Below are 14,997 nucleotides of genomic sequence, written 5' to 3'. Positions count from 1 at the left end.
TCTCTTTTTGGTGTCCAAATATAATATGACAACCCAAAAACAGATTAAAATGTTAGTAGCTTATACCAATGGAAGCAATCCAACTAAAGCTGCTATAGCAAATCAAGTTCTTAATAATTTTGAAAACACAGACATTATTAACTCTTTCTTTGATGATTTTTGTTCATCAGAATTAGATGAGTTAGACCTCTCTCAATTGTTAGGGGTAGATGCTTACAAATTTTATCTCAATAACAAGAAACAAATAAGTCTTGAACCAGATGACAATAATTGGATTGCTTTAACTCGTTTACATGTCGATATGGTGCTTAAAGAAATCACACAAGAGCTAAAGGTTTTTTAAGTGAAATAAGTTAGTCCTTTTTTAATTTAAAATTTTGTTTATCTAATGATTTTTGAAGTTCTTCTGAAATTTCAATAAAAGGAATGTCTACTTTTTCTTTCCTGTATGTTTTTATGATAAAAGCAATAGCATTAAAATAATCCTTATAGTCTATATTTTTATTACATTTTAAAAAGTATACATCTAAGGACTCGATAATTTCTTTAAATTTTACGTTATCGTTTGTGGTATAAACGTTACCGTCAATTTTAAGCTTATTGTTGTCTAATATTTCAACTACCTTGTATCTAAAATTTGATAAACTGCTTTGTACCTTTTCAAATTTTTGATTGTATAAATCTTCATGAAGTTGAATAATAGGGGAAACAGATAGTTCTATAATTTCTTCGAAAACCTCCTCTTGTTCACTGTTGGATTCTTTTATTGGTTCTTTTAAATAATTTAAAGACTTCACATTTTTTAAACGCAAACCACTAGTGATATCTTCAATACTGTTGGTTCTGTATATAACACTATTGATTCCTGCGCTACTAATTTGTGTTTTTAAACTATCTACAAAAGAAAAATCAGTGTTAATATCAGCAAGTATATGTACTTGCATAGAGTTTCTGAATTTAAAAGGCTGTTTTAGCTTTTCTCTGAAAAGAATAATACCGATTTGTTTTATGGAAGCTTCTTGATTTTCTATATAGGTATTTCCATTTTTATCTATGTATATACTTATAAAATAAGTTACTTGATTGAAATCTATGTTAAACTCATTATCGTTAGGTAATACTATAGTTTGTTTTTGAGCAAAACATAAATTATTGAATAATAATATTATTATGAAAAATAGTGTTTTTTTCATTATTCATTTAGTTTTTAAAATATGTGGTATTTAGTTTATGAGATAACTAGCAAATAAGTTCTTTATCTCCTGTTTTGGCTGTAGCCACTTTTTGAATATAGCCTTTAAAAAAGAAAGGAATATTGTCTTCATAGCCATTTTCAATACGTTGTTTTACTTTTTCAAAGGCTAAAATTGATATTTCAAAATCAGGCTGACCTGTTACTAAGATAGGTTGATCTAATTGTTCATGCCAATAATATTTACCTCCATAGTTTCTTCTTGCTACTTCAAAAATATAACTACCAAATTGGGCAATAGCGTCTTCTTTCATAGCCTCATCTACATCGTGTAAATTTTCATGAAATAGGCTTAGCAAATCATTGTCTATTACTTCTAAACTTTTAACACTGTAGTCTAATGCACCATTAAGTCTATCATTAAAAGCTTCTATAATTTTTTCTGCATTGTAGATTGCTTCTTCAATAAATTCTTTTTGGATATTTTCTGTTTCTTTCATTATTCTTTTTCTTAAAAATTAACATCTTTTTATTTAAACACAGCCCATTTTTGTGGGCTGTGTTTAATAGGTAACAAGTTTGTTGATATAACTATAATTTTATTACATCATCTTTTTTAAGCTTCTCTAAAAGTATATTAGTGTCAGTAACCCCGTCAATAAATATCCAATCAGATAGAACTCCAGAAGTTTTGGAGTATCTCTTTTCAAGAGCAGAAGTATTTTTCTCAATTAAAGCATCATTACCTAAATTTTCTACAATTTCTTTAATAAGAATAATGGCTTCTTTATCATTAATTTCTTTCCAGTTTTCTATAGGAGAAGCCAAAAGTCTATTAATAAAATTATCAAGGCTTTCAGATTTCCAGTAGTTATCTAAACTATAAGCATCAAGATGAATCGTTGCTATTTTGTTGATTTCAGAAATAGCGGTTTCTATACTAATTGAGCTATTTTCGTAATTAATTATAATTTCTTTTAATAGTTTACTTTTTTCCATAAATTTTGATTTATTTAATAACCGTAACCATAGTGATACTCTGGTAAAAGTATTTCTTTGTGGTATTTCGGGGTAACAATAACTAAATTATCAACATCGTAAACCGCACCACCTCTATTTATAGGGGTTTTATGATGCAAAACATACGATGTTTGCCCTTTTATTTGTTGACTAGAGGCTACTTTAGGAGCTAATCCACTTTTCATTCTTGAAATATTTGAGCTACTAAACTGATTAGCTAAGTTAGGTGAATTTCCAACATTTTTCCAAAAATCTATTCTAAAACTATCAAAGCTACTATATGTTTTATTTCTCATTTTGTCTGCTATTTCCTTAGGAAAGAAACCAGCATTGCCATGAGATCCTTTTAACCATTTTCCTTTAATCTCTACACCATGACCTATAGCTTTTCCTGCAATTTTACGAGCATTTTTTAAAACATTTGCAGCTTCACCCGATTTTTTTAAACCAAAAGCTATGATTTTACCCCCAGCTTGTGAAACAGCACCCCACGTTTTACTTGTGCTGGCAACTTTATTAACAATAACAAAAACTTTTTTAGTAACTACTGCTACTTTTCCTATCTGAGCAACTTCTAGCAACAAGCTTCCAGCCGCTTTCCATCTAGCTATTTGTTGTCCGTCAAAATCTCTTCCGTCAATCAGTATTTTAACATCTTCAATAGGTATTACATAACGACCAAGACTTTTACCTAGTTCAACTCCTGCCAGTTTAAAAAGGTCTTCAAGCTCACCTCCTAAATTACTTGGGTTAAAAAGCATTTCTGACCATGGTTCTCCATTTGCTAATTTTATGTAATAGAACCTTTCATTCATAGGCATATTAGAATTATCCCTATACTTATCTATTAAATCCCCCGAGTTAGACACTTTTTTTTCTATACCACTAGCGACAATAACAGAACCATCAGTCATTTTAAAATAGGACTGTGTTCTTGCATGATCATGATATACATGTGTAAACTTTAAGTGTGGATTCCCTTCTAAAGTACCAGAACTAGCTCTCCATGGAATATTTCTAGTTTCTTTTTCTAATTCTAATTGACCATTAACAAAATGTTTGGCTTTATCTTTTAAATAGGTGTTTTTTACAATATCTGTAATTTGTTTTACAAAGTCTTTTACATCACTAGGAATACTACCACTAACCTTATTATCATTAACAAATTTTACAATTTGATTAGCTTCGTGTGAATTATCATATAAAAAACGCTTTTGTTGTTCGTTTGTAATACCAACTTCACGCATCATTTTTACAACCAATCCACCAGCTTTAATTACATCTTTTATATAGTCAGGTGAATCAGATTGAACAATAAGACTGCTACTACTACCACCTAAGTTTAAACCACCACCAGGAGTATTGCCATATTCTAAATTACTTAAAGCAATTTTGTAGCGTTGTATAGCTGCCTTAAAATGATATGCTCTTTGTGGACTGGCATTTAACCAAGTACGTTGGTCAGGATCAGTAATATTTAGGCTTCTAGTAATATCATCTACACCTATACCACTACCAATTGAAGTAGATTTTAATTTAACATTTAAAGCCCTTGCTTTTTGGGATCTATGTTCGTTTTGAGCTTGAAAAGTTAAATGCGCTAAGTCTTTAGTATATTGCTGAGGGTTAAAAATATAAAACGGGTTTGATGTTTTATAACCTTCTAATATTTTTTTCCAATAATCTTTATCAAAAACAGATAACCCGCCTGTTCTACGTTCCAAAGCATATTTTTCTATTGATTGCGCATTTTGTGTTTGATCTGCAAATTTAGAAGCAAGGCTTTGAAAGGTAGCGCTACTCGCTATAGGAGCAGGTAAATTTCTATACATTTCTCCAAAAACAAAGTATTGTAAAAAATCTACTTTGTCCATGTTGTCTTTAGTTTTGTTATAGAAATTTTGTTTTTTACTTAATAAATAGCTGTTGTACACAGGAGTGTCTCCCATATTATTGTACAGCATATTAATTACATCACTTACAATGTGTAGTCTAGCTTCATTGGGTTCAAAGTTTCTAATAATAGTATTACGAAGATTTTGTATGGTATGCACATCTCTAATATTTTTTAGAGGGGTACTACCTATTTTAAAATCTGGATAAAAAGAATTGTTTACACTTCCATTCTTAATCTCGTTTTCACGAAAATGCAAAGCTTTAAGTTCTTTTAAATACGTTTTGTTTTTAGGTGTTAGGGTGTTTTTTTCTCTATTGTATTTTACCTTAACAGGATATGCTGCTGCTGGGTATATATTTTTTTCAGCTTTAATAAATAAGGCTTGCTTAGCGGCATCAAAGCTGAAGAACTTTTGATTAAAGAGTTTTTCTATGGCTGGTTTCATTACATCAGTTTTTTGTCTGTCAAACCATTTGTTATACTCCTTATTCCATGCTGCTCTTGTTAATTGTTGGTTTAATAATAGTGTGTTAATGCTTGGGTTTGTTGTAAACTCAAAACTTATATCGTTTACATCACACTCACAATCATTGCTACTATTATTTAATCCTCCAGAAATACCTCCAATGCTACCTCCGCTACCTTTAACACCGCCACCAGTAAACTCATCAGGTACTTTGTCATCAGGATTAGGATCAGGTATTGGAGTTCCTGGATCTCCTGGATGATCAGGTTCTATAGGACGATCTACACCAATATTTCCGCCACCTCTTTGTTGGGCTTGTGTATTTACATTATATAAAGTAGCAACTAGTACAAGTGCTATAAATAGTATTTTTTTCATCTTTTTCTTATTTAATTTTTTACAATTATTTTAGTGTTTCTTTTGTTGTTTGTGGTAACGGTAACTACATACAGTCCACTTGGTAAATCAGTAGCTTCTATAAAATAACGATGTGTTCCTGCCTCTTGTAATTCAGTAGGTCTTACAATACGTTCATTATTTCCATTAATATCAGCAATCTTTACCTCGGTAGTTTGATTGGTAGCTAGGTCATAAGAGACTATTAAATCCTTTTCAAAAGGATTCGGATATAACTGTATAAAATCATTTTTTTGTGCAGCTAATGCTTGGATTGCTTCTTCTGATAGTTCAGTATCTGCATTGTCTACTACTTCTTTTTTAGTCAGTACAAATCGCATAGGTACACCTTGTTCTTTCCAAGCAGGGATATGTGTTTCTATATTTCCCGTTAAATAGCTTCTGCCTGCTAACGTTTTTAATTGGTAACTGGCTTCTAAAATGGTATGAGATAAAATATTAGGAATATCCTTTTTTAAGGTAGTGTGTGGTAGGTTTAGCGTAAAATTATCGTAATATAAACTGTTTTCTATTTGTGTAAAATCAGGCGTAATTTCTTTGTTGTTAATTTTCCAAATAGTCTGTAGTGTTCCATTATCTTTTTCTTCTGTAAAAGTTAAACTTACAGGAATACTATGTTCTATATGTTTTTTTGACCAATCTAATAGTAACATGCTACCTTGCCATGTTCCTTTTAAATCGGTGTTACTTAAAGTTGCCTCAAAAGTAGTATTGGGATTAATCCCAGATAGTTGAATTTTATTTTGTTCAACTTCCTTATTGCTTTGGGTTATTACACTATTATTTACAAGCTCATTAAAATTAGTATCTAACAGTTCATTGGCTTTTGCTATATTTTTAGGAGTTCCATAGCCAAAATAATTACAAACACCTAGCCAGTACTTAGCCATAGGGTAATTGCTTTTTTCAAACCATTTTACCGCCTCGGTGTAATCTTGTTTAGTATTTCCTAAGCCTTTCAAATGTAGATAGCCTAGACTATAAGCAGCTTTATCATTACCTAAAGCCTGCGCTTTGGTGTACCATTTTTTAGCTTTGTTAAAGTTTAAATTACAACCTTTACCATATTTGTATAACTCTGCTAAATCTGCCATAGCAACTATATTACCTTGCTCAGCAGAGGCTTTTAATAATTTAAAGGCTTCTTGGTATTGAGTTTCTTCGTTACTATTTAATAAAAGTCTAGCTTTGATAAGTTGCGCATAATCGTTTTGCGTTTCTATACATGGCTTCAATAATTGTAAAGCCTTTTTTTCATCTTTTTTATAATAGGTGTTGCCCTCTAAATAGTATATGGCTCTTTGCACATTTACATTACAATCTGTTGTTGTGGTTTGTGCATTGGTAAAGTTATGAGCAAGGCACAAAGCGATGACACCTAACAGGTGTGTTCTTTTTCTCATGATATTAAATTTTTTAAAGTTTAAAGGCAAAATTAAATAGCCCTTTTGTAAAAGAGGTACTTTTTTCCATTACAAAAAGTAATCGAAAAAGTTACTTTTTAGCCGTTTTCAGTCTTTTTTAGCTGATTTATGTTAAAGAAATGTTAATTAGTTAAAAATGCGATTCTAGGAAAAAGCCTCCTATGTTTCTTAAGGATTCGATAACATAGGAATGCTTTTAATTGTGTAGTTTAGTCAACCAAAAGGCGTGCAACCGATATTGTGTACTAAACCAAACACAAAGCACACCTAATAGTTGACCTGTTGCAGGGAAAAATCGGCTAGTGTTTATTATAAATACCTTTCTAAATTCATAAGACACTAGTCTAATTTGGAAATATAAAAAAAGGTGTTCCTCCTTGTTTTTGTATTTCATGGGCGTCACTCAACGTATCAATGATTTCCTTTTGCAATACTACATTTTGTAAATCGTCACTATACACACTGGGATAGGCTTCTACAATAGCTAACAATCTGTAATGATTGTGAAGTATGGTTGTTTTCATAAAGCATGGGGATTGGTTGTTGATGGTTTGGGTGGTTGATAAACATTTTTTAGTTATTAATAAGGTTACTTTCTTTATTCTTTTATTGTAAACATGCCTGTACCTCTTATAAGGTTATATTTACATATATTTGTTGTTATTAGATAACAATACAAATATACAAACTTTTCTAACTTTACAAACAAAAAAGTTAGTTTTTATTTATTTTTAATTATAGATATGGTTAATATTGATTTATATATTGAATGGCTTTTAAAATTTAAATCAGAAAATAAAATTAGCTATACTAGGCTTGGAGAAGCAATTAAATACAGTGATGTTGGTATAAGTAAGGCTATTAAAAATAAAACCATATCTATTAATCAGGTATTAATAATATCTGAAAAATTTAATGCTCAAAAAGATTTAGAAAAGTATGTTTCTGAAAATAAAAACTTTCAACTTCCAATAGAAGTTAATAATAAATTTGATAATATCACTGATGATGAGTTATCTTTATATATCCTCAAGAATAAAGATCGTATTTTAAATAATGAAGTGATAAAAATATGGATTGAAAAACTAGCCATAGAAAAGGCTAAAGAATTTCTTAAAAGAGAAATTAAATTAAAGATTTAATATAAATTTTTTTTCTTTTTCATTTAACTTTTGGTTACTCTCTAGTTTTTGCTTTATCTGAATAAGTAAATTGACCTCCTTTACACCTTTTTCTATTTCAAGTTTCATTTCTTGTATTTTGTCTTTTTTTAAATTCGATATTTCACTCTTAAGGAAAGCAGAGTATTCTTTATCATTTATATACCCTTTATCATGATTAATTGAGTTTCTTTCTAACTCAATTATTTTTTTCTTTAATTGCTCAATCTTTTGCTTATTTTTCATTTAACTGTTAATTTTTGAATCTACATATTCAATTCCTTTTTCGAGAAGTTTTTCTTTATATAAAAAATTTACTTTTAAATATTTTATATATTCCATTAACTTAAAGATAAGATATACAGCTATAAAAGAAACACAAAGTCCTATGAAAACATAAGCAAGTAAGTTAAAATTAACTCCAGGTATAAATACCCATGTCATAAAAAACATAGCTGAAATAAAAGGAGATAATAAAGAAAATTTAAGAGTATTTTTATAATAATTAATATTATCCTTGTCTATAAGTGGCAACAGTATTAAAAAACCAACAATAACAAACAGTAAGCTAGCATGAGTCCCTAGACTATAAAGAAATCGATGCATACTTGAAAAACCAAAAAATTTAGATTCTAATTTTATATCTTCAACTAAAACGTGTACAAAAGGTAATATCCCACTGAGGTATATTAGAATATTACCTATTATTTCAAAAGTTAAATATTTTAAAGGCTTATCCTTTAGTTGTAGGGGTTTCGACGTTGTCTTTGTCGATAAACTGCATTCTTTGTTGCTCTCTGTTTTCAATTTCGTCTAATGAATTATCTGTACAACTATTAAACAATGACATACCTGCAATAACTACAAATCCTAATAATATTTTTTTCATGTTTACATTGGTTTTTAAATTAATAACTAATGTAAATATAAAGGTTAATTAAGTGGAGTTTAGCTCTTTTTTGTGTTGATTGTTAGCTAGTTGTTTTCTAATTTAAATGCCCAAACTTATAGGAATTTTACTATATCTACAATACCCAATATCCCTGAAATTTATCTAAGGGAAAACCCTTAGGTAGTATTTGTTAATTAGCTTTTGTTATGAACAAAAACTGCCTAACATAAAATTTAGGCAGCTTTAATTACAAATAAAATTATAAAAAATATTACAAAGGGAATAGGGTCATAACTTAAACGAAATACCTACTTTTAATAGAGATAATCCATATCCTACCTCAGAATTAAGCGCAAAACTATCACTAAGATTATACCTCGCTCCTGCGTGCATTTCATAAAGGAAACGAGCGGTTAATCCACTTGCATAACCAATTGATCCACCAAGATAAAAATCAAATTCATCCCCATTAGCTAAATAGAAATTAAGTAATCCACCTCCTACAATATTTGATATTTCTTCTTCACCTTGTTGTAATCCTTGACCATTTACATATTGTAATGTTTCTAAGCTTAGTGGAGCATAGCCACCGATAACACCAATGGAAATATTGTCTCTCACAAAATATTCATAGCTTCCGTAAAAGGATGGTGTTTTAACATTGGTAGCTTGGATTGATCCTTTTATTCCTGCTTGGAGATTTATATATGAATCTCCTTGTTGTGCTTGAATAGCATAACAGCTAATAATGAGAATAAATGTTAGGAAATATTTTTTGTTTTTCTTCATCATTACATTTAGTGTTGATTGTTTCATGATATTTAGTTGTTGATTTGTTTCTTGTTTGAATAGTAGGTAGGTATTATTCTTTTTGGAATTTTTCAAAGGCTTCAATGAACCTATCTGTTGCTTTTATCTTACCAATAACATAGCGTCCAGCAGGAACTACCGAAGTAACCTTTAATTTATTCGACCCTGCTTCTTTGATAATTCTTGCTGTTACTTCAACACCTGTTGAATGAACAAGCCCAACGATAATAGCATTGTCTCTGTCTTCGCTAATAACTTTCCCAATCTCCCACATAGCTTTTTTAGCATTATCATACATTTTATTGAATGCATAATTTTGGTAGTTAACAGATTTTTCGATTGCTTTTCCTCCCGTGGCACATGATGCAAAAAGTACCATTGTGATAATTAATAGAATGTTTCTCATTTCTTTTAGTTTAAATTTACCTACTTCAGAATTTAGTTGGCTTTTCGGCTTATTCCCAACGTTATTGTTTTCGTATATACACTTTTCCTCCCCAAAATATCTTATCCTGATTTTTAGAGTACTTGGCATCAGGTATCAGAGAATTACCAAAAGAAAAAGAGCCTTTCTTGTAGCTCGTTAAATATTGATTCTTGGTAATTTTAAGTCCTCTGCTAAATGTTTCTATGAGATATGAATCTCCGTCTTTACTTATGGTCATTTTAGTTTCAAACCTTGAATCTGGAACAATCCAAACTCCTAATAATGAATCTGCTTCGGAAACCGCTACAACTGGTTGTTTTGTTGTTTCTTCCTGTTTTGCTTTGTTTTCTTGTTTACATCCGTAGATTACTAGGATTATTAGAAAGTATTTGATGATTAGTAGTTTTTTCATGATTTAAAATTTAAAAACCAAACATTTATGTTGGTTTAATGAAGTCAAATATAGAAATAAAACACAAGCCAACAAATATGTTGGCTTTAAAATTTTAGATAACCGCTACATTCCTTTTAAATTAAAAGAAATGAAGCAATATAATTCTGAAACATTTGTAAAACTTGTAGGGAAACAGATTAAAAAGCTACGCAAAAAGCAAGATATGACCCAGCTAGATTTATCAATAAAATCAGATATGGAAGAAAATGCCTTGCAACGTATTGAAACGGGTAGAACTAATCCTACCTTAAAGACATTACTTAAAATAGTAAATGCTTTAGGTATAGATTTTAAGGAATTATTTGAGTTTTCTGACGAACTGTAAAAGAAATATTTAAATAATTCTCCTGAAATCCCGAACTATATTTATCTTTTGGTTCTTCGAAGGTTTTTACTATCAGATATCTTATAAGAAAGAGACTGACACTTTTCTATTCTAAAGGTTCCTCCAGTTTGAGGCCCTAAAGTTGTCCTTAGATTATTCTTAAAGAGTTTAAACTCGTATGTTCCTTCTGGTAAATCATAAAAACAAACATCTTGACCTGCATAAACACTAGCCGTCTTTCTAAAGTTATTACGATTACCGTATATGTTTATGCCATACATATTTTGACTAGTATTTGAAAAACAATAATCTCCTGTTCCTAATGTTTGACATTTTTTATTAGTTGAACGAGAGTTATTTTCATTCTCCATATTATTAACTCTCTTATCATTTGATAATTTGACTGGTTTATAGAAACCTGTTTCCTGAAGAGTAATTTTCATACTATTATCGATAGGTATGTTACGTAATGCTGCTGCAAAATGAATACCAGTTTGTGTATCTATAACCTTAATACGAATACGCACTCTATGAATACCAGCATCAACGGTACCAGTAATAACTGCATCAGCGGCATGAATCATACCTACTTTTTTTGCTGTTTTGGGGTCAATCAACCCTGCTTCAAGGTTTAAGTCATGTTCTTTAGCTAAAATATTTAATTCTTCTCTTGTTATAACTTCCATGCCATCACTTGCATTAGTAAAATGAATAGAAAAATCGTCTCGTACATAATTACCTAGTTCATTTGTTTTTTTTAGGCTATTAGTAAAATCCCATACACCTATTTTTATTTTACCTTTCTTTTTAATTCTTGAAGCAAGTTCTTTAGATATGGAAATCATGGCTTTGTCAAAATTGGAGTACTCCTGTGAATGTGATAGATGAGAAAAATAAAAGAAAATTATAAAGGTAATAGTTGATAATGAAAGTTTCATAATGAGAATTTATTGATAGTATTATTTTTTGCTGAGGCGTTAGATGAGCCATACCCGCTGATAATATTAGAAAAATTATTAATAATTTCTCCTGTAACAGTAGATATTATTGAATATTCAATATACATTTTACAAGTAATTTTTCCTTGTAGTACGGGGTTAGGTGAAAAAGAGTATTTAGTATTTCCTATAAATATATAATCTGTTTTAATTATATTATCCTTATTAAGGTTTCCAATATCTCCGTTTTTCAATAACAGTATATTTTTAGGGTTAGTTAAAACTTCTTTATTGTTATAAATAGTGTAATTTTTATTTCTTAGTTCTTGTTTTATGTGACTTGAAAAGTAGCTATCTGTCTTACCAATTGAATCAAGAATAAAAACACTAATACTATTTATTTTTTTGGGGATAAGTTTTTCTTCCTTTGGATTACTTATTTCTTTTGCTTTAGTTGGATATATAGTTTTTGTATAAGGAATATTTTCTTTTTGAGGGATTTTATTTACAAAATGTGTGTTAATTACTTCTCTTGTTATAGGTCTGTATATTTCTTGGGTACTGGGGTTTTCTGCTTGATTAAAAAAACGATATTCTCCATTATTACTAGCATACCAAACAATAGGTTGTTTATTATTATCAAAAAATTGTGTTTTAGCTGTAGGGTAAATCTGTCTAAAATCATTGTTTATTTCAACACCTCCAACATTTATATTAGTATCGCCTTTTTGGTTAAAAAAATAAAAACTAGTTACAGCAATAATTGCTAAAACAAATACAATAACATAAAAAGGTAATTGTGAATTGTTAAAAACCGTAGTTTTCTTACTATCAATATGAGTACTATTATCTGAAAACCCAATATTGTTATCACTATCATTAATATTTTCTATATAGCCCTCTTTAACATTCTCGTCTTCCTTTTCTGTTTTCTTACTTTGAATTGTGTCGTGGTTGTGTTCTAAGTAATAAGAATAAGGTCTGTTGTGGAAATCAATTAACCAAGCTGTAAAATTATAACTTTCTTCAAAGCGTAAACCGCTTTTTCCTTTTAAAAAATTTTGAATAGGCTTAAACTTATCTATACCCAATTTTTGCAATTCAGAAATAAAATTCTGAGAGTTAATAGGTTTTAATTTTAAAAAGCTGATAATTATTTTGTAATCTTCTTCATTTGGTGAATTTTTAAGTATAGTTAACATTCTATTTTTAATACTTAGAGGGGTAGGGTCAGGCAGAAACTTTTTACCATTTTCATCAAAATATTTTTTAATTTCCTTACCAAAAGAATCTAGATTTTTAATCTTCATTATTTTTTCTTTCAAGAGAATTTCACGGAATTTAAAGGTGTTTCAATTAATAAATCAATGATTTATCAGAATCCTACGGAACCCCACATATTCTCATCATCTCACCTTAAATACTTCATTTTATTTGCAACAGAAATATTTCAAAAACTAGTTTGATTTCTCTCCGTACAAAGGGAAATAAATGTACAAATAAAGTGAAGACCGTACAACTTCATTTTAAAAAGAGAAAGCAAGAGGCTTATTAAAGGAAGTGGTACAGACCTCTTCTTTCTCTTCAACACTTCCATTAATCTAAAAATTAGAATAATGAGAATTTTAAAATATTTTTTTGTAATAGTAATATCAATAGCAACATTAACATCATGCACCGATACTAGTGAAGAACAAATTAAAACACAAATAGAATTAACATCTGATACTGGTGGACAAGATGATGATTATATAGACCCTGAAAATGAAAATGATTAATATTTAACATTTATGATTTAACCCTTTGTTTAATGCAAAGGGTTTTTCTTAAAGAATTAAATATTTTTATTTTTGAGTGAAAATAACCTGATAAGAAAGTGAAATATACCACATATATTATAATCTTTTGTCTTTGCTTTGGTGTTTATGGACAAAATAATGATAACAATAAAATACAATACCATAATGATTCGCTTTATACTTCTGCTCTAAAAAAAAAGAACGATTCTCTTCTCAATAAAATATTGGCTTCTTATGTAAAAGGTTACTACACAAAAAAAGATAGTTCATCATTTTATAAATGTGCAAAGGAACATATTAAGTTAGCTACCAAACTACAAGATACAAGTTCTCTTACTTCAACCATAAAAAAGATTGCTACTTTTTACAGGAGAAATAATAAAATAGATAGTGCATATTGTTATTACCTCAAAAATCTCAAATTATATACAGCAATAAATGATTCCTTGAATATAAGTTTTACACTGACTAACCTTGGAATAATTCAGAAGAATTTAAGAGATTATCCTAACAGTATTCATAAACTGAAAAAAGCATTTAGATATATAAAAAACAAAAATAAGCCTAGAGCTACTGCCTCTGTTTTTGACGCCCTAGCCAATAATTATCAATTGTTAAAGGAGTATGATAGTGCCTTAGTTTATCATCATAAAGCTATAGAAATTAGAAAAACTCTTAAAAACTCTATTTACTATGTTAAAAGTTTAAATAACATTGGTCTAACCTATAAAAAGCAACATCGGTATTCCGAGGCTGTAAACTATTTTAATAAAGGTTTAAAGAATCCTAAGGTAATAACAATTAATCCAAGTTTGTATGCGAAATTACTTGATAACAAAACTCATGCTTTATTCTTACAAAATAGAGATAACAAGGAGCTAGAGATTAATTTTATCAAAGCTCTTTCCATTAGAGATAGTATTAATGATGCCTATGGAAAAGTAATGAGCTATATGCATCTTGCTGAATTATATAAACACACTAAAGACAAAGAAAAGGCTACTTATTATATACATTATGCAGACACTCTAGCAAAAACAATCCATAATCATCAAGATCGTATAAATATATTAGAACAACAAGTGCTTTTATTTGAAGGGGAAGCTAAAGAAAAAGCAATGGCTAATTATACATCCATTAGAAATAGTTTAGATTTTGCAGATAAAAAAAGGCTTTCAAAATTTTATGATATTGAGGAGGAAATAGATAAAGCTAACCTAACCATTTCAAAAGAGAGAGAGGGTAATAAAAACAAACACAATACGATTATTACCTTATTCTTTCTTATAATAATCCTCTCCGCTATTTATTTTGTTTCACTAAAGAAAAAACGCAAAAAAGAACTAGGGTTATTAAAGGTAATTGAATCTATTAAAGATGTTCAAAACGAAGTTTTTTGTTCTTCAGATTTTAGCCTCAATGAAGAAAACAAAAAACAGTTTCAAGAATTGTTAAAGAAGAAACTTGATGTAAAAGATATACATATTGAGTTTTGGGAATATCAATCACAAGGGTTATTGGAAACAGAAATAGTGAAAAAACTTGCTGAAGAAAAAATGACCATAGTAACCATTGATGCAGTTAAAGGAAGAAGAAAAAAACTCTATAAAAAATTAAGAGATTATTACAACCTTGATGAAATAGACAAGGTTAAGTCAATAGAAATATACAGAAGAGAATTGAAAAAATTTGGAGATACACTAAGTAAAATTTAATAAGGCTAAAAACAGTTATATAAATACACTACCCCTAGGGGTACAATTGATAAGTACAGGG

18 protein-coding genes are annotated in these 14,997 nt (G+C 29.2%); 5 read left to right on the top strand and 13 right to left on the bottom strand.

Annotation, left to right across the window (positions count from 1 at the left end; genetic code table 11):
- Positions 1 to 25 precede the first annotated feature (25 nt).
- Positions 26 to 343 (top strand): hypothetical protein, encoded by a 318-nt coding sequence (locus tag ABNT65_RS16570; RefSeq protein WP_348746361.1) that lies wholly within the window; start codon positions 26 to 28, stop codon positions 341 to 343.
- Positions 344 to 353: 10 nt separating this feature from the next.
- On the opposite strand, the gene ABNT65_RS16565 is transcribed toward ABNT65_RS16570, so the two are convergent.
- From ABNT65_RS16565 to ABNT65_RS16540, 6 genes are all read right to left on the bottom strand, one after another.
- Positions 354 to 1,193, bottom strand: coding sequence for a hypothetical protein (locus ABNT65_RS16565; protein WP_348746360.1), 840 nt, complete (start codon positions 1,191 to 1,193; stop codon positions 354 to 356).
- A gap of 46 nt (positions 1,194 to 1,239) precedes the next feature.
- Entirely contained in the window at positions 1,240 to 1,692 is a 453-nt protein-coding gene (locus ABNT65_RS16560; RefSeq protein WP_348746359.1) for a hypothetical protein, read from the bottom strand.
- Between the two features lie 91 nt (positions 1,693 to 1,783).
- Complete coding sequence (locus ABNT65_RS16555) at positions 1,784 to 2,191, bottom strand: hypothetical protein (RefSeq protein ID WP_348746358.1); 408 nt, start codon at positions 2,189 to 2,191, stop codon at positions 1,784 to 1,786.
- 14 nt (positions 2,192 to 2,205) lie between these two features.
- Positions 2,206 to 4,953: a hypothetical protein gene (locus ABNT65_RS16550; RefSeq protein WP_348746357.1), complete on the bottom strand. Its 2,748-nt coding sequence runs from the start codon at positions 4,951 to 4,953 to the stop codon at positions 2,206 to 2,208.
- An 11-nt stretch (positions 4,954 to 4,964) separates the two neighbouring features.
- Positions 4,965 to 6,395, bottom strand: coding sequence for a T9SS type A sorting domain-containing protein (locus ABNT65_RS16545; RefSeq protein ID WP_348746356.1), 1,431 nt, complete (start codon positions 6,393 to 6,395; stop codon positions 4,965 to 4,967).
- A 365-nt stretch (positions 6,396 to 6,760) separates the two neighbouring features.
- Positions 6,761 to 6,940: a hypothetical protein gene (locus tag ABNT65_RS16540; protein ID WP_348746355.1), complete on the bottom strand. Its 180-nt coding sequence runs from the start codon at positions 6,938 to 6,940 to the stop codon at positions 6,761 to 6,763.
- Positions 6,941 to 7,159: 219 nt separating this feature from the next.
- On the opposite strand from ABNT65_RS16540, the gene ABNT65_RS16535 reads away from it, so the two are divergent.
- Positions 7,160 to 7,558, top strand: a complete 399-nt coding sequence (locus tag ABNT65_RS16535; protein WP_348746354.1) for a hypothetical protein — start codon at positions 7,160 to 7,162, stop codon at positions 7,556 to 7,558.
- On the opposite strand, the gene ABNT65_RS16530 is transcribed toward ABNT65_RS16535, so the two are convergent.
- The 5 genes from ABNT65_RS16530 to ABNT65_RS16510 form a co-directional block, all read right to left on the bottom strand.
- Positions 7,547 to 7,822: a hypothetical protein gene (locus ABNT65_RS16530; RefSeq protein WP_348746353.1), complete on the bottom strand. Its 276-nt coding sequence runs from the start codon at positions 7,820 to 7,822 to the stop codon at positions 7,547 to 7,549. The two genes, ABNT65_RS16535 and ABNT65_RS16530, sit on opposite strands and share 12 nt — an antisense overlap.
- Entirely contained in the window at positions 7,823 to 8,383 is a 561-nt protein-coding gene (locus tag ABNT65_RS16525; protein ID WP_348746352.1) for a hypothetical protein, read from the bottom strand.
- A gap of 373 nt (positions 8,384 to 8,756) precedes the next feature.
- Positions 8,757 to 9,284, bottom strand: a complete 528-nt coding sequence (locus ABNT65_RS16520; RefSeq protein WP_348746351.1) for a hypothetical protein — start codon at positions 9,282 to 9,284, stop codon at positions 8,757 to 8,759.
- Between the two features lie 46 nt (positions 9,285 to 9,330).
- Positions 9,331 to 9,684 carry a hypothetical protein gene (locus ABNT65_RS16515; protein WP_348746350.1) on the bottom strand — a complete coding sequence of 118 codons (354 nt, stop codon included), beginning with the start codon at positions 9,682 to 9,684 and terminating at the stop codon, positions 9,331 to 9,333.
- Positions 9,685 to 9,745: 61 nt separating this feature from the next.
- Positions 9,746 to 10,117, bottom strand: a complete 372-nt coding sequence (locus ABNT65_RS16510) for a hypothetical protein (RefSeq protein ID WP_348746349.1) — start codon at positions 10,115 to 10,117, stop codon at positions 9,746 to 9,748.
- Between the two features lie 130 nt (positions 10,118 to 10,247).
- Here ABNT65_RS16510 and ABNT65_RS16505 point away from each other — a divergent pair, with 130 nt between their 5' ends.
- A complete protein-coding gene (locus ABNT65_RS16505) occupies positions 10,248 to 10,484 on the top strand; it encodes a helix-turn-helix transcriptional regulator (protein WP_348746348.1) in 237 nt (78 codons plus the stop codon).
- Between the two features lie 41 nt (positions 10,485 to 10,525).
- On the opposite strand, the gene ABNT65_RS16500 is transcribed toward ABNT65_RS16505, so the two are convergent.
- Complete coding sequence (locus tag ABNT65_RS16500; protein WP_348746347.1) at positions 10,526 to 11,422, bottom strand: FlgO family outer membrane protein; 897 nt, start codon at positions 11,420 to 11,422, stop codon at positions 10,526 to 10,528.
- Positions 11,419 to 12,732 carry a hypothetical protein gene (locus tag ABNT65_RS16495; protein ID WP_348746346.1) on the bottom strand — a complete coding sequence of 438 codons (1,314 nt, stop codon included), beginning with the start codon at positions 12,730 to 12,732 and terminating at the stop codon, positions 11,419 to 11,421. The genes ABNT65_RS16500 and ABNT65_RS16495 overlap by 4 nt, the downstream gene beginning before the upstream one ends.
- Before the next feature lie 306 nt (positions 12,733 to 13,038).
- Between ABNT65_RS16495 and ABNT65_RS16490 the strand changes: the two genes are divergently transcribed.
- Together ABNT65_RS16490 and ABNT65_RS16485 are read left to right on the top strand one after the other, a co-directional pair.
- Positions 13,039 to 13,200 carry a hypothetical protein gene (locus ABNT65_RS16490; RefSeq protein WP_348746345.1) on the top strand — a complete coding sequence of 54 codons (162 nt, stop codon included), beginning with the start codon at positions 13,039 to 13,041 and terminating at the stop codon, positions 13,198 to 13,200.
- Between the two features lie 98 nt (positions 13,201 to 13,298).
- Entirely contained in the window at positions 13,299 to 14,936 is a 1,638-nt protein-coding gene (locus tag ABNT65_RS16485; RefSeq protein WP_348746344.1) for a tetratricopeptide repeat protein, read from the top strand.
- Positions 14,937 to 14,997 lie beyond the last annotated feature (61 nt).

Origin of the sequence: Tenacibaculum sp. 190524A02b (assembly GCF_964036645.1) — a bacterium.
GTDB lineage: Bacteria > Bacteroidota > Bacteroidia > Flavobacteriales > Flavobacteriaceae > Polaribacter > Polaribacter vairaonense.
This window is presented reverse-complemented; position numbering and strand designations above follow the sequence as displayed.

Coding starts and splice junctions, on each gene's coding strand:
- ABNT65_RS16530 (WP_348746353.1), bottom strand. CDS start 7,822: ATGAAAAATAAGCAAAAGATTGAGCAATTAAAGAAAAAAATAATTGAG.
- ABNT65_RS16520 (WP_348746351.1), bottom strand. CDS start 9,284: ATGAAACAATCAACACTAAATGTAATGATGAAGAAAAACAAAAAATAT.
- ABNT65_RS16490 (WP_348746345.1), top strand. CDS start 13,039: ATGAGAATTTTAAAATATTTTTTTGTAATAGTAATATCAATAGCAACA.
- ABNT65_RS16505 (WP_348746348.1), top strand. CDS start 10,248: ATGAAGCAATATAATTCTGAAACATTTGTAAAACTTGTAGGGAAACAG.
- ABNT65_RS16560 (WP_348746359.1), bottom strand. CDS start 1,692: ATGAAAGAAACAGAAAATATCCAAAAAGAATTTATTGAAGAAGCAATC.
- ABNT65_RS16535 (WP_348746354.1), top strand. CDS start 7,160: ATGGTTAATATTGATTTATATATTGAATGGCTTTTAAAATTTAAATCA.
- ABNT65_RS16565 (WP_348746360.1), bottom strand. CDS start 1,193: ATGAAAAAAACACTATTTTTCATAATAATATTATTATTCAATAATTTA.
- ABNT65_RS16495 (WP_348746346.1), bottom strand. CDS start 12,732: ATGAAGATTAAAAATCTAGATTCTTTTGGTAAGGAAATTAAAAAATAT.
- ABNT65_RS16545 (WP_348746356.1), bottom strand. CDS start 6,395: ATGAGAAAAAGAACACACCTGTTAGGTGTCATCGCTTTGTGCCTTGCT.
- ABNT65_RS16550 (WP_348746357.1), bottom strand. CDS start 4,953: ATGAAAAAAATACTATTTATAGCACTTGTACTAGTTGCTACTTTATAT.
- ABNT65_RS16570 (WP_348746361.1), top strand. CDS start 26: ATGACAACCCAAAAACAGATTAAAATGTTAGTAGCTTATACCAATGGA.
- ABNT65_RS16515 (WP_348746350.1), bottom strand. CDS start 9,684: ATGAGAAACATTCTATTAATTATCACAATGGTACTTTTTGCATCATGT.
- ABNT65_RS16540 (WP_348746355.1), bottom strand. CDS start 6,940: ATGAAAACAACCATACTTCACAATCATTACAGATTGTTAGCTATTGTA.
- ABNT65_RS16555 (WP_348746358.1), bottom strand. CDS start 2,191: ATGGAAAAAAGTAAACTATTAAAAGAAATTATAATTAATTACGAAAAT.
- ABNT65_RS16510 (WP_348746349.1), bottom strand. CDS start 10,117: ATGAAAAAACTACTAATCATCAAATACTTTCTAATAATCCTAGTAATC.
- ABNT65_RS16500 (WP_348746347.1), bottom strand. CDS start 11,422: ATGAAACTTTCATTATCAACTATTACCTTTATAATTTTCTTTTATTTT.